The sequence below is a fragment of the Lysinibacillus pakistanensis genome (assembly GCF_030123245.1).
GTDB lineage: Bacteria > Bacillota > Bacilli > Bacillales_A > Planococcaceae > Lysinibacillus > Lysinibacillus pakistanensis.
In genome coordinates, this window is sequence record NZ_CP126101.1 from 1747932 (window position 1) to 1762577 (window position 14646).

Genomic DNA, 14646 nt, shown 5'->3' on the forward strand with positions numbered 1-14646 from the left:
CAAAGGATGATTAAAATGACAGCTAAAACAAGTAAAGGAAGATTGTCTTGGTGGCAGCTTTCGCTTCTCGGGATAGGTTGTACACTAGGAACAGGTTTTTTTCTTGGGACTAGTATGGCCATTCATAAAAGTGGACCTGCTGTGTTAATTCCTTTTTTAGTAGCAGCAGTTTGTACTTACATTGTGTATGATGGACTTGTCAAAATGTCTGTGGCGAACCCTGATAAAGGCTCGTTTCGTACCTATGCTAAGCAAGCATTTGGTAGATGGGCAGGATTTAGTAATGGCTGGGTTTATTTGATATCTGAGATCCTTATAATGGGGAGCCAATTGATGGCACTGGGTATTTTTACGAAGTTTTGGTTCCCAGCATTGCCATTATGGGTGGCTGGGTCTCTTTATGCAGCACTAGGGTTAGTCGTTATCCTCACTGGTATGAAGGGCTTTGAAAACTTTCAAAATATCTTTGGGGTATTAAAGGCCGCAGCAATTATGATGTTTATTATCGTAGCTGTGATGATCATCCTAAAAGGTACACAATCAGCAACACTTGATTCTTTACAATCGAATTATGAAGAGTTTTTCTCGCAAGGTATAAAAGGAATTTGGCTTGGACTACTGTATGCCTTTTACGCCTATGGAGGTATTGAAGTAATGGGGTTAATGGTCATTGATTTAAAAAATCCTAAAGAGGCACCAAAAGCAGGTAGAGTTATGCTCATTGTCATTACAATCATTTTTATAATGGCCATCGCACTTGCGTTTGCCCTAGTCTCCTGGAAAGATTTCAATGTTGAGGAAAGCCCCTTTATTACAGCGCTTCATGACTATCATATCCCCTATGTGGCAGATATTTTTAATGGCGTTTTAATTATTGCAGGTTTTTCAACAATGGTAGCTTCACTCTATGCTGTTATTACGATTCTCGTTACACTTGCCGAAGATCATGATGCCCCAAAAATATTAGCAAAGAAAGGGAAAATGAAAGTACCATTTCCTGCATTTTTATTTTTAGCGGGTGGATTAATGATAACAAATGTAATTGGTTTTCTTATGCCAGAAAAGATCTTTGAATATTTGGTTACAGCAGCGGGTTTAATGTTGATCTATAACTGGCTCTTTATTTTAGTGACGTATATGAAGCTCATGAAGTTATCCAAATGGGAGCAGGTGAAAAATTCTTTAGGGATGCTGCTTATTGCTGTAACGGTATCTGGCACATTAGGGGAAAAAACAAGCAGACTCGGTTTTTTCGTGAGCCTGCTCTTTATAATCCTAATAGGTATTGCGACCTGGATTGTTGTGAAAAGGCAAAGAAAAGAAGCTTAATGTACATTATTCTGTTATTCGTGAAAAAGGACATTTAGATGGACTACGATTGTCATCACTTAAAAAATATTGCTTCCATTCATAACTATCCTCTTGCCCGTACCATTTTAAATCAGGATGTCCTGGAAGCGCATCATAATCAGCAATACGTTGGCGAATTAGTTTTTTTAATTTTTGACCAAATACAGTAGTATCATTAATTTCCTCGAATATCCAGCGAGGTTGAATCGCCATTAACAACGTAGAAAAATGTCGACTCCTACGCAATTTGTGGGCTGGTGTTGCGCACGAGATGAAATACGGGTCACCGTTAAAACAAAATTCCCATTCAGTGTGAGTTGGGTCAGTTGGAATTTCTTTTGGCCAATCGATATCATCAATTTTAGTTAAATTGTTTAAAATGGTCCAAAATAAATGTTGATAATCTGATACTTTAAAACTGTTAAGCATATCGTTTGGGGTTTGAAAGAAAACAGCGAGGGTTGTATATTTCCCATATGTTTGCGAGGATTTTGCGTAATCCTTTAAGCATTGAGCTAACGTCTTGATCGATTGTTCCTGACGTGGATCCTCAACAAAACTATAGCGTAGATGGTTCGATAAAAAACCCATCCTTGCTGGTACACATGGAAAGGTATTTGCTTCATCAGCAATCGTGGCTGCAAAATCCCTATAGGCGGATTGTTGCCAAAATGGAAGTGTCTCAAGATGTTCCTCCATCCACTTCCTGTCAAATACTACTACTTCCACTTGAGTCTCCTCCTTCTATACACCTTTATACTATTAAAGAAAAAGCGAATGGGTTACGAAACCATGATGAATATATCGATATTTTTTAAGCGGTTTTTTTTATACACACTATTCGTTTTCTACGTTATGAAGGGAAAAAAATTGCGGAAAATGGAAAAAAACACATGCTGCTAGATAGACAGGGGAAACCTGCTCTTCATATTGAAACTTATCTTTAACTTATACGCCTATCAATTGAAGTTTCTGGAAGGGAGTAAGATAGATTAATGAGTAATCGTTTTCCACCACTAATAGAACATTTAGAGTAAAACAATCACCACTGCTTCAAAGGCTCAGGAAAAAACTATTGAAGCAGCATATTGTTAATCTTTTTGTTGAAAAATCTTTTGTTCAAGGACGTTTAGGGCATGTTGAATATCTTTTAAATCGTTCTGTGTCGCATGTTGAATAAGCTGTAAAAAGCGTTCTTCGATACATGCGAAGGCTTCTCCCATCATTTTATCTCCTTCATCGGACAAGCGAATATACTGCTTTCTTCGGTCCTCTGTGTCGTTAAATTTTTCAATTAGGTTTTGTTCTTGTAATTTTCGTAATTCACGACTTGTGTTGGATAGGGACATATGCTGACATTCGCTTATTTCAGTCGGAGTGACAGGATGGCTTACTTTAATATATTCGAGAATTTTATATTGAAGCGGTGTAATATTGGCTACTGTCACATTTTGAGTGAGGTCGTGTGTCACTTGATGGACAGTGGCTGTAAACGTCACGAATTGATGAAATAAACTGCTTTTATCCAATTGGATCACCTCTTACTGTCAAGATAACAAATAACTTGTCTTAAAACAATTATCATTTGACAACAAAAATAAAATGGATTATTATTTTGTTATCAAATGATAAGTATTTGGAGGCGTAGGATGAAAACGTTAATTGTCTATACATACCCAAACCATAAAAGTTTAAATTATGCTTTTTTACAGGAGGTGATAAAAGGGTGTCGAGAGAACCCTGCGATAGAAGAATTACAGATAGTAGATTTATATGAAGAACAATTCGATCCGCGTTTAGTTTTTCATGAGCATAAACGACGGCGTGATATGTATCGTGATCCGCAATTGGAAAAGTACCGCCAACAGCTTACATGGGCAGATCAAATTGTTTTTGTCTATCCAATTTGGTGGGGGAGACCTCCAGCAATGCTACTAGGGTATATTGATCAATTATTTGCTTCTAATTTTGCTTATCGGGATACGAAGGGATTATTTCCTATAGGGCTCTTAAAAGGAAAGTCAGTTGTCTGTGTGTCCACGATGAAGGGGCCAACGAATTATCCATTCTTATGGTTGAATAATGCCCATAAAATTTTGATGAAAAGAGCATTATTTAAATTTGTAGGGATGAAGAAAGTGAAATTTTTTGAATTTGGTAATATGGAAAGTAAAAAGGGGAAGCAACAGCAAAAGCTTGACAAAGTGTATCGATATTTTAAAAAGGTTGCTTACTAATGAAATTATCTCGTGCAGACGTGCTTAATCGTTTGCACGAGTTTGTGTACTGTCGATAGGTAATGTTATGATAAAGGTTGTAAATTCAGCAGGCTTGCTCTTTACAGCAATGGTACCATGGTGCATTTCAATAATTTTTTTAACAATAGCCAACCCTAGGCCGCTGCCGCCATTTGTAGCTGTTCGCGATTGATCGGCCTTATAAAATCGCTCAAAAATATGGATTAGCTGTTCTTCGGATAAACCGATGCCTGTATCCTGAACAATAACTGTAATTGTATCCAACTGCTGTGTCATCGATAAAGTGATTGTACCGCAGTCAGGCGTAAATTTAATGCTATTCGTTAGCAAATTCATCCATACTTGATTTAACAAATCCTCGTCTGCCGTAATGCTTATGTTATCAAGTTGAAGATCAAAGTCGAGTTGTTTCATTATCCAATTAGGCTCAAGTGCCAATACAACATTGCGTAATTGTTTATCAAGTCGATAATTTTTCGCCTCAAATGGATGATGCTGTGATTCTAGAGAAGTAAGCTTAAGCAAATTATCACTTATTTTTGATAAGCGATTACTTTCTAATTCAATGATTTCTAGGTAGTGTCGACGCTTTTCTTCAGGCAGATTAATATTTTTAAGTGCCTTTGCAAAGCCATTAATAGATGTTAAAGGTGACTGTATTTCATGGGAAACGTTTGAAATGAACTCTTGACGCATTCTTTCAAGTTCGCCTAATTCCACAGCCATATGATTGATGCCATGAATTAATTGCCCAAATTGATCTTCTTCATCTGCTTTTAAATCTAATTGGACATCAAAATCACCTTTTGCCATGCGACTTAATGCATCCACAATTGTATCCCAATAGTTTCGTTTTCGATTTAATCCGATTAAAAAGATAATAGCGGCTGAACAGGCAAAGAGCACAAATACACCTATCACTGTTCCTAACTGGAGCCAAAATCCTTGAGGTTCTGCACCTAATCGACCATAAAGCCATGTGGTTGCATGATAGGCAAGAAAAGCAAATACAGTATTTGCAATGAGGAACAAGCAAAGGACCATGATCAACTTGAAAAGGAATCTGCGTTTTCTCATGTGGTTAGTTCCAAGCGATAGCCAAGACCACGAATGGTGCGAATGATAAAGCCACTCATTTCTTGTGGAAACCGTTCGCGTATTCTTTTAATATGGACATCGACTGTCCGTTCATCTCCCTCATAGTCATAGCCCCAAATTTCTTCAATTAATTGTTCGCGTGAAAAGGTTTTACCCGCATAGCTCGCTAGCGTAAATAATAGCTCGAACTCCTTTAATCGAAGTATTATAATTTCCCCGTTCAAATCGACTTCATGTGTCTGACGATTGAGTTTGACATTGCCAGCTTCTACAATCTGTGAGACCGAAATACGATATCTTTTTAATATCGACTTTACACGGACAATTAGCTCGGCAGGCTCAAAAGGCTTTACGAGATAATCATCTGTCCCCAAATGAAAGCCCTTGACCTTTTGAGACGTTTCTCCTTTAGCTGTGAGCATGAGGATAGGGAGATCTGTATCGAATGAACGTATTTCCTCACATAGTGTCCAGCCATCCATGTTTGGCATCATAATATCCATCACGACCATATCCACTTTTTCAGCGGCTAACTTGGACAGTGCATCAACACCGTCCGTAGCTTCTATAACCTCTAACCCTTCATTTTGTAAAAATACTTTTACTAATTCTCGAATATATGCATCATCATCCACCACTAATAGTTTTGTCATCAAAACATATCCCTTCGTCATTCCTCTTTAATTCGTAATTGCTGCTTCGCAAACTCACGATACATTGCATGTGTTTCAAAGAGCGTTTCATGTGTACCACAGCCTGTAATATATCCTTTTTCTATAAATAATATTTGATCGGCATCTACCACTGTTGATAGACGGTGAGCTATAACTAATGTTGTGCGACCTTGCATTAAATTGTCTAACGCCTTCTGTACATAAATCTCCGACTTGCTATCTAAACTCGAGGTTGCTTCATCTAGCATTAAAATTTGAGGGTTCCGTAACAGGGCTCTTGCAATGGAAATACGCTGACGTTGCCCACCTGAAAGCTTAATTCCTCGTTCTCCAACCTCTGTGTTAAACTTATCTGGCAGATCATTTATAAAGTGATCAGCATAGGCCATTTTAGCCACTTTTTCTAGCTCATCATCCCGCACCTCACGGTCAACACCGTAGCAAATATTGTCACGAATCGTTCCTGACAGTAGGGCACTTTCCTGCGCCACATAGCCAATTTGACTGCGCCAAGAGTGGAGTGAGAAAGTTTCAATTGGTGTATCTCCTAGTGTAATACTGCCACTAGTTGGCTGATAATATCGCTCTAAGAGAGAAAATGTTGTTGTTTTTCCGCCACCACTTGGTCCAACGATGGCCGTTACTTTGCCTGGCTCAATGGTAAAGTTAATATTGGACAAAATTGGTTCCTCATCATAAGAGAAGTCCACATTTTTGACATAAATCGGTTGATCTACTTTTTCTACTGTTAAGCCGTCCTCAATATGTTCTTCTTCATGTTCAAGTAACTCGCTAATTCGTTCCGTAGCTCCCATAGCCTTTTGAAGTTGCGTAAAGAACATAGTTAATTGGGTCATAGGCATAATGATTTGGATTAAATATAAAATAAATGCCACCATATCGCCAGCAGTTAGTTCCCCAGAGGATACACGAACACCACCGTATCCAATAATAGCGACAAGTACTGACATCAGAACAAATGAAATTAATGGCGAAATAAGTGCATGAATTTTTGCTTCTTTTAAGCCAAAGGTAAAGAGATTTGTAATGCCCTTTTTTCCACGCTCATATTCAATTTGCTCTGCATTCGATGCCTTAACTAAGCGTGTTTCAGGTAAAACTTGGTTCAGCACGGATGTAAACTTCGCTGTCTCATCTTGCATACCCTTTGAAATCACAAACATGCGTTTACCAAGCAACATTAAAATAACCATCGCCAGTGGAACAGCGATTAGCATTACCAGCGTCATTTTCCAATCTAAGAATAAGAGAATGATGATAGAGCCGATGATGGAAATAACACCAGATAAGCAGTTTGCTAGATGCTCCGTAATAAGCTCCTTCACGACCGCTGTGTCATTGGTAACACGGCTTAATGTTTCACCAGTATCATGTTCATCATAATAGGGGATTGGTAAATGAAGCAGCTTGCGCCAAAGTTGATCTCGTAATTTTGCCACAACATGCTGTCCAACTCGATTTAAATAATAGATGGATAATCCACTAGCAATAGCCTGTGCGATAAAGGCAATACCCAGTAAAATGATTTGCCAATAATTAAGCGCTTCTAATGAAAAGCCATCCACTAACTGTTTTGTAAATAAGGGGACGATAAAGCCTACACCCGTTGTAGCTAAACTCATAATTAAGGCAATAACTAGTAGCCAAACAGGTGGTTCAGCTCGTTTTACTAATTGTATAAAACGTCGCCAATCTTGTTTTTTAGTAGTACCTTTTGATGTTTCTTGCAAAGAAATAAGCCTCCTTCAGTGTTCTATGGCTTTTACTATAGCATCTGTTTATGAACTGAATATGAAATGAATTGTAATGAAGCTACAATAAGTGTACAAAATTACCACTTCTTAATTATTACAATAAAGAAAAAATAAATAAAGAGGTTCCTTTTTTTGGAGAGATACCATATAATATTCATAAACCGACAGTCGGTCTATAAAATTCACCGAAATTCGAAATATGATTGATGGCTGAATGATTTAACATCCATTAAGCACAGGAAAGGGGTTATTCAAATGGAATCTCAGATAACAAGAAAAGGCTTTTCAAAAGATTTTAACCTAATGGTGGTTGGGCAAATTATTTCAATTTTAGGATCTGCTCTTTTAAGGTTTGCTCTTTCACTTTATGTATTAGATATTACAGGTCGTGCAGATCTTTTTGCTGTACTATTTGCGATTTCAAGTATCCCGATTTTACTTGCACCACTTGGAGGAGCTATTGCTGACAGATTCAATCGACGTAATTTAATGGTACTATTTGATTTTGTCAGTAGTGTAATCGTGTTTATTTTTTTATTTTGGCTTATAAGTGATAATAGTTCTATCGTCTTTATCGGTATCGTCATGGTGTTACTTTCACTTGTTAGTGCCATGTACACCCCAGCAGTTATGGCTAGTATCCCTGTTCTTGTAGAAGAAGAGAAGCTTGAGCAAGCAAATGGCATTGTCAATGGGATTCAAGCATTGTCGGGTGTAGCGGCTCCTGTGTTAGGAGGAATATTATACGGCATGATTGGCTTAAAAGTGCTTGTCGTCATCAGTGGGGTGCTCTTTTTTCTATCAGCCTTATTAGAGATGTTTATTACCATTCCATTTAATCAACGAGAACAGGACGGACATATTATTCCAACACTTATCAATGATTTGAAAGAGGGCTTTAGCTATGTATTAAAGCAATCTTTTATATTCAAATGCATGATTTTAGCAGCATTATTAAATTTATTATTAACCCCATTGTTTGTTGTAGGTGTACCAATAATTCTCCGCGTCACAATGCAAAGTAGTGATACGTTATATGGAATAGCAATGGGATTGATCGATTTTGCTACTATTTTAGGGGCTTTATCGATGGGATACTTTGCAAAAAAAATGGGTATCAGTAATTTGTATATTTGGATTTTCGTCACAGCCTTATTGATTGTTCCAATGGCCATTTCAGTTATGCCTATTATGCTTACGATTGGCTATTATCCTTCTTATATTGTTTTTGTTATCAGCACCCTTTTGATAGCTATGATTATTACAGTTATTTCTATTTATGTTATTACAATTGTCCAAAAAGAAACACCAAATGAAAATTTAGGGAAGGTTATGGCGATTATTATTGCCGTTTCACAATGTATGGCACCAATTGGGCAAATATTGTATGGCTTACTATTTGAGGTATTTAGTAGTGAAATCTATGTTCCAATTTTAATAATTGGTGTATTCATGGTGATCCTGGCTTTAGCAACCAACAGAATATTACGATTTGAAGAGAGAAATAATTAACTTAGTACTTATGAGTCCCTTATATAGAAGGGACTTTTTTATTACTCCAACGACATGAAAAACAAATCTTGGAGAAAAGCTTGACCTTCAAGTTGGTTGAAGGTTTACCATTGGAAATGAGAGGTGTGATGTTATGAAAAAATATATGACCATTCAAGAGTTCTCTGAAAGAACAGGTATAGCCAAAAGCACTCTACGCTTTTATGAAACCAAAAATTTATTACTGCCAGAGGAAAGGAGCTTAAATGGCTATCGTGTGTATGCAGACAGCCAGATTGCAACTGTAAAATTAATATCCACTTTGCGTTTGGCGGATGTTCCTATTAATGAAATTCAACATTATTTACAGGAGCAGAATGAAGCGGTTCGTCAAGAGATGATGCAAAAATGGATTCAACATATTAAGAGAAAAAGAGATTTATTGGATATTAGCCTGCGTTATTTAGAAAGTGATTCTATTCGAGAGGATATTTATTTAATTGATAAAAATGATGAAAAGATTATTTGGTATACAGCCAAATCGACGACAGGGAAATTTGGAGAAAGCTTTGCACAAAGAGCAAATGAATTAAAACAATTAAATATCCGTATTAAAAGCTACTATTTAAATTATTTATCAGGGCAAGACGAAATTAAAGCTCAAATTGGCTTTGGAGTTCCAGTAGACACAAATTTAAATATGCATATAGATTGTGATTTTATTGAACACATGCCTGCTTGTATATGTTTGGCACTACCCTTTAAAGAGCATATGTCAACGATTAAGGATGGCTATATTAAATTACTACAATATGCTCTTCAACATAAATGGGTCCCTACCCGTTCCATTTTAGAGTGGTATCGAGGTGATGATTATACACAATTAGATTTATTGTTACCTGTTATTCAAATGGAGTAGTAAGACTTTACATAATTAGGAAGGTGTAATATGAAACGATTTATCCGTTTTACTATGAAAAATGCTTTAACAATGATATTAATCATACCTCTTTTTATTGCAGGAGGGATTTATTCATTAAAAACTTTACATATGGAGAAGTACCCAAACGTCGATATTCCATATTTGACAGTAATTATTCCTTTTCAGGGAGCCTCTCCAGAACAAGCTATGAATGATATTGGAAAGCAAATGGAAAGAGCGTTCCTCAAGCTTGAAGGAAGAAAAAATGTTTACACGAACGGTGTTACGAATGCTGTCTATTCAACGATCGAATTTGATATGACAATGGATATGAAGGAAGCAGAGCGGCTTGTAAGGAGAAGTGTGGATAGTTTACAACTGCCTAAATTAGCAGGTGAACCTCAATATGAATTAACGAGACCTGGTGGAAATCCAATGAGTTTCACAATGGGTATATATGGGCCAGAAAAAATCGACGAAGTTCAAAAGTTTGTAAAGGACACAATACTCCCACGATTGACTGTTATAGAGGGTATAAGTGACTTAGAATGGAGTGGAATAACAGAAAGGTCTGTATTTATACGACTTTTACCGCAAAAATTAATAACAAATGGTTTTACATTCAATGATGTACGAGAAGCAATTGTAGCAAGTAATCTTTCTGTGCCAACTGGAGATATTACTATTTCAAATGAAATTTTACCAGTAAGAATAAATAGTACACTTACATCTATTGAGGACATTAAAAATGTAAAGCTTTTTTCGAAAGAAGGAGAATATACTGCAAAGACTTTAGGTGAAGTAGCTGAAGTAACAGATGAAAGTAAATATACAAATAATATAACACGCATTAATGGCAAGGAGGGTGTTAGTTTCAGTATTATTCCTGAGGGTGGTGCCGATGTAGTAGGAATTATTGATCAAGTTAAGAAGGAAATGGATTCTTTAGCTATTCCAGAAGATTATAAAGTGGAGATTTTGCACGATCAATCTATTGAAATTAATCAATCCGTTCATTCAATGCTCCGTGAAGTCTTTTTAGGTGCATTCATGACGGTTCTCATCACATTATTATTTTTAAAAAATATTCGTTCGACTTTTATTGCCGTCATCTCAATCCCAGTTTCAATTTTTGCATCTTTTCTTTGGCTGAAAGCAATGGGATATACATTAAATATTATGACACTTGCTGGGATTGCTGTGGCAGTTGGACGAGTTGTAGATGATTCTATCGTCGTTATTGAAAATATATTTAGGAGAGTAAGGGCATCAAAGGAAAGAGACGAAGAATTAATAGAACAAGCAACAAGTGAAGTTGCAACTGCGATAACTTCCTCAACCATAACAACCATTGCTGTTTTTCTTCCACTTGCTTTTGTACCAGGAATTGTAGGTGGTTTTTTCAAGCCACTAGCATGGACCATTGTCATTTCATTGTTAATTTCTTTAATGGTTGCCGTCACTATTGTACCAATATTGTCAAAGGTCTTTTTATTAAAGACTACGCCTAAACTCTCACATGAGAATGTCCTTCAAAAGTGGTATCGTAAAAGTTTAACTTGGACTTTGCATCACCGTCTGATTACTTTATTTGCTGCACTTGTAATTTTAATAGGCACTACTGTTAGCATTGCACCCAAGCTAGGGACAACCTTTCTACCACAGGAGAAAGTGAACAATTTCAAGGTTGAATTGACCATGGAAAATGGAACTTCCTTAGAAAAAGCAACTGATGTGGCTAGTAAAGTAGAAAATATATTATTAAATCAAAAGGAAATCAATCTTATACATACAGTTATTAATCCGCAATCAAAAAATGCAACGATTTCTTTTGTAGTCAATGATTCTGTTAAGGAATTGTATGAATATGTTAGTAATTTGCAACTACAGTTAACAACAATAAGTGAACCTAAGGAAATGAAGGTATCAGGTATTGGAGGAATTATTGGAGGGGCAGAAAACAAATATACGTTAGTAGTAAATGGTACTAATTTAGAAGAAATAAAAAGAGCGAGTGAGCAGATAACAGCCGCTTTAAAGAAAGTGCAAGGTATGGAGAATGTGACAACATCTTTAGAGGCGGAAGTGCCTGAAATCATTGTTGATTTGGATGATACGAAACTTGCCGAGAAAAGAATGATGCCAGCAATGGTTGCACAAAATCTTCGAGCACTCATTAATGGCGATGTAGTCACAACTTTGCAAGCTGCTGATGAAATCAAAGAAGTGAATCTAGGATTAAAAATGGATGAGATGACTTCGCTTAAAGATTTAGGAAAGGTTCAAATCAGTAATGTAATGGGAATTCCCGTCAAGCTGAATGAAATAGGAGAACTAAAAAGAGTTCATAATATCACTTCAATTTCTCATTTAAATGGTGAAGAATATATTATGGTGTATGGAACCATTACTGATGAAAAAATAGGAGATGTAACTGCTCAGGCAGATAAGATGATTAATAAACTACAGCTTCCTGAGAATATTAGCTATTATAAAGAAGGTGTGTCAGCTTCAATGGATGATGGTTTCAGGGATTTATCAATTGCCATAGGAATTAGTATATTTTTAGTATATTTGGTACTGGTATTCACCTTTAAGGAAGGAAAAGCCCCATTTGTTATCTTGTTTGCTATTCCGTTCTCAGTTATAGGTGCAGTAATAGGTCTTTATATTGTAAAGGAACCGATTGGAATGCCTGCAATGATTGGTTTACTAATGTTAAATGGGATTGTTGTAACGAATGCAATCGTACTAATTGATAAGGTGAAGCAATTCGAAAGAAGTGGCATGACCAAACAATCAGCTTTAGTGGAAGCAGGCGTTATACGTATTCGTCCTATTTTAATGACAGCTATTGCTACAATGGGAGCATTAGTACCCATGGCAATTTCGAATGAAACTGGCATGGTATCAAAATCACTTTCTGTTGTAGTGATAGGTGGGCTATTTACTTCTACTTTTTTAACACTGTTTATTGTACCTATACTTTATAGCCTATTTCAAAAGAATAAAAAATCACTAAGCCATATTTAAAAATTTTACGACAGAAAAGCGCAAGAAATCAACGTTTCTAAAATGATTTCTTACGCTTTTTAGTTTTGACCAGTTTGATCCAGACCTTTTAAAAATAATGTTTTCGCTAGTACCATTTTCTCCTAGGCCTAGTTGACTTTCTTTCCTGGGGTTGAACCTCAGCAGATGGGAAAATCGGTTGAGGGATTTTACGTATATCTGTTTCCTGATGAACAATTGTCTGTTTATCTTCATCCTCCAGACGAACGCTACGTTCCTCATTTGCTTGACTAAGACCTGAATCATTACTTAAGAGAGGTGTTGTTTGCTGATTGCTGTTTTCAATAGTAGCAACAGTTTCATGATGCTCAGATGGAGAATGTTCTATTTCAGCTTCGGTATGAGGCTGCTGCACAGGATGAACATCCTTTATCACAAGGATTGGTCGCATCATATCATGGTCTTCGTGCTCAAGAAAATGACAATGCCACATATAATGACCGATATGATCTTTCCAGTGCATAATAATTTTCGTCACTTTTCCTGCATCTGCTTTGACGGTATCCTTCCAGCCTTGTTCGTAGTCACGAGGTTCTTCAGGAGGTCCTGTAAATTCCAGCCTTCCTTCATTTTGATATAGCTCCAAATCAAATGGACGTCTTTCCACTATTTTGAATTGTATTAAATGCAAATGAATAGGATGGATGAACGGTGTGGCATTAATAAAATTCCACATCTCTATGCTATCAAGTGCAGGTTTTTCTGTGGCAGGATCATGGTACATCCGATTATTTAATAAAAGCATCGGTCGACCAAATTCATCCGTTGTAGCGGTTAAAGGTAGTTGTCTCTCGATATGTGCATGGTGAGGGTGCAAATCCATTGAAACGGCAAGCATTTCTGGGATTTCACTAATATCTTCACATTTTAAAGGAAGAGTAACTTTGAATTGCATAATAACGTTTGTATGCTCATCGATGAAATCCTCATCAGAATTGACTAATAGTATTTCCTGCCCGTCACAATTAGAGAAATCAATAATGACATCTGTACGTTCAGCTGGTAGTAATTCCACAGATTGTATTTCTCGAGGTGCTGTTAAAAAACCGCCATCTGTCCCAATTTGAATCATTGGTTCTCCATTTGAAAGGCTGATGACATATCCTCTTCTATTGGAGCCATTTAGAAAACGAAATCTATATTTACGAGGTTCGACATTTAAAAAAGGCCATACCTTACCGTTTACAACGATTGTATTCCCCACAAATCCAGGCGTAATTGATGGATGGACGGGAACTGGAAATGGTGGCTCATCAGGATAGAATAGTGAACCATCTTCATTAAACGATTTATCTTGAATTAAAATTGGATATTCGTAGTCACCACAGGGCAAATTAGAACGCTCCTCAAGGGCATCCCGCAAGAGATAAAAGCCCGCTAACCCTGCATAAACATTTAAGCGTGTTAGTGCCATTGCATGGTCATGGTACCACATTGTTTTACCAGGTTGATGATTTGTATATTCATGTACTTCTTTATTGAATTTTGGTCCCGTATGCATATAGTCTCTTGTGTACCATGCTTCTGGGTGACCATCGCTTTCCCAATCTACATTTGCGCCATGTAAATGAGTGACTGTTCTTACCTCTTGGGAATCATTGGCAGCATGAAGCGTAAAATCAACTGGTAGAAAATGCTTTGTAGGTAATCGATTTTTATATCTGACGTAAATTGTTTTGTCTTTTTTAGCTTCAATCGTCGGACCAGGATAAAGCCCGTTATAGCCCCAAATGATGGATTTTGGGAAATCCTTATGAAAACAGTGCTCTGCCTGTATCATTTGTAACTCATAATAATCTTTTCGTTGTTGACCTCTATAATATTTTGGTTTAGCAGTGCTTGGTTTCGGTAGCTCATCAACAAATTTTGGAATAGTAGCTGGATCAGCAGGATTAATATTCATGGTCAAAACATCACATCCCTTTTTTTGAGTACTTTAGATAGCTAATTACTTCATCATATGGGTGAAAACAATAGGCAACTAGGACAATAATGGAGAAAATTTG

Annotated in this window: 11 protein-coding genes; 5 read left to right on the forward strand and 6 right to left on the reverse strand. The window is 36.7% G+C overall.

The window, feature by feature from the left end:
- The first annotated feature begins 15 nt into the window (after positions 1-15).
- Entirely contained in the window at positions 16-1329 is a 1314-nt protein-coding gene (locus tag QNH24_RS08295; protein WP_283871590.1) for an amino acid permease, read from the forward strand.
- Between the two features lie 6 nt (positions 1330-1335).
- Here the strand turns inward: QNH24_RS08295 and QNH24_RS08300 are convergent, their stop codons facing one another.
- Entirely contained in the window at positions 1336-2079 is a 744-nt protein-coding gene (locus tag QNH24_RS08300) for a YqcI/YcgG family protein (protein WP_283871591.1), read from the reverse strand.
- 362 nt (positions 2080-2441) lie between these two features.
- Positions 2442-2879, reverse strand: a complete 438-nt coding sequence (locus QNH24_RS08305) for a MarR family winged helix-turn-helix transcriptional regulator (protein ID WP_283871592.1) — start codon at positions 2877-2879, stop codon at positions 2442-2444.
- 120 nt (positions 2880-2999) lie between these two features.
- On the opposite strand from QNH24_RS08305, the gene QNH24_RS08310 reads away from it, so the two are divergent.
- The gene (locus QNH24_RS08310) at positions 3000-3587 is read left to right on the forward strand and encodes an NAD(P)H-dependent oxidoreductase (RefSeq protein ID WP_054770328.1); all 588 of its coding nucleotides are present in this window, start codon (positions 3000-3002) and stop codon (positions 3585-3587) included.
- Between the two features lie 24 nt (positions 3588-3611).
- Here QNH24_RS08310 and QNH24_RS08315 read toward each other — a convergent pair whose 3' ends face one another.
- From QNH24_RS08315 to QNH24_RS08325, 3 genes are read right to left on the reverse strand one after another with little or no spacing between them, the layout of a single operon-like run.
- Positions 3612-4685: a sensor histidine kinase gene (locus tag QNH24_RS08315; RefSeq protein ID WP_283871593.1), complete on the reverse strand. Its 1074-nt coding sequence runs from the start codon at positions 4683-4685 to the stop codon at positions 3612-3614.
- Complete coding sequence (locus QNH24_RS08320) at positions 4682-5359, reverse strand: response regulator transcription factor (RefSeq protein ID WP_283871594.1); 678 nt, start codon at positions 5357-5359, stop codon at positions 4682-4684. Before QNH24_RS08320 ends, QNH24_RS08315 begins: the two co-directional genes overlap by 4 nt.
- A 17-nt stretch (positions 5360-5376) precedes the next feature.
- On the reverse strand, positions 5377-7131 hold the full coding sequence (locus QNH24_RS08325) for an ABC transporter ATP-binding protein (protein ID WP_283871595.1): 1755 nt from the start codon (positions 7129-7131) through the stop codon (positions 5377-5379).
- Between the two features lie 279 nt (positions 7132-7410).
- Here QNH24_RS08325 and QNH24_RS08330 point away from each other — a divergent pair, with 279 nt between their 5' ends.
- The 3 genes from QNH24_RS08330 to QNH24_RS08340 all read left to right on the forward strand — a co-directional run bounded on the left by QNH24_RS08330 (position 7411) and on the right by QNH24_RS08340 (position 12601).
- Complete coding sequence (locus QNH24_RS08330; protein WP_283871596.1) at positions 7411-8667, forward strand: MFS transporter; 1257 nt, start codon at positions 7411-7413, stop codon at positions 8665-8667.
- Positions 8668-8800: 133 nt separating this feature from the next.
- Positions 8801-9565 (forward strand): helix-turn-helix domain-containing protein, encoded by a 765-nt coding sequence (locus tag QNH24_RS08335; protein ID WP_054770329.1) that lies wholly within the window; start codon positions 8801-8803, stop codon positions 9563-9565.
- Between the two features lie 30 nt (positions 9566-9595).
- On the forward strand, positions 9596-12601 hold the full coding sequence (locus QNH24_RS08340) for an efflux RND transporter permease subunit (protein WP_283871597.1): 3006 nt from the start codon (positions 9596-9598) through the stop codon (positions 12599-12601).
- Positions 12602-12707: 106 nt separating this feature from the next.
- On the opposite strand, the gene QNH24_RS08345 is transcribed toward QNH24_RS08340, so the two are convergent.
- Positions 12708-14543: a multicopper oxidase family protein gene (locus tag QNH24_RS08345; protein WP_283872771.1), complete on the reverse strand. Its 1836-nt coding sequence runs from the start codon at positions 14541-14543 to the stop codon at positions 12708-12710.
- Between the last annotated feature and the right edge of the window lie 103 nt (positions 14544-14646).

Coding starts and splice junctions, on each gene's coding strand:
- QNH24_RS08295 (WP_283871590.1), top strand. CDS start 16: ATGACAGCTAAAACAAGTAAAGGAAGATTGTCTTGGTGGCAGCTTTCG.
- QNH24_RS08310 (WP_054770328.1), top strand. CDS start 3,000: ATGAAAACGTTAATTGTCTATACATACCCAAACCATAAAAGTTTAAAT.
- QNH24_RS08315 (WP_283871593.1), bottom strand. CDS start 4,685: ATGAGAAAACGCAGATTCCTTTTCAAGTTGATCATGGTCCTTTGCTTG.
- QNH24_RS08320 (WP_283871594.1), bottom strand. CDS start 5,359: ATGACAAAACTATTAGTGGTGGATGATGATGCATATATTCGAGAATTA.
- QNH24_RS08330 (WP_283871596.1), top strand. CDS start 7,411: ATGGAATCTCAGATAACAAGAAAAGGCTTTTCAAAAGATTTTAACCTA.
- QNH24_RS08335 (WP_054770329.1), top strand. CDS start 8,801: ATGAAAAAATATATGACCATTCAAGAGTTCTCTGAAAGAACAGGTATA.
- QNH24_RS08340 (WP_283871597.1), top strand. CDS start 9,596: ATGAAACGATTTATCCGTTTTACTATGAAAAATGCTTTAACAATGATA.
- QNH24_RS08345 (WP_283872771.1), bottom strand. CDS start 14,543: ATGAATATTAATCCTGCTGATCCAGCTACTATTCCAAAATTTGTTGAT.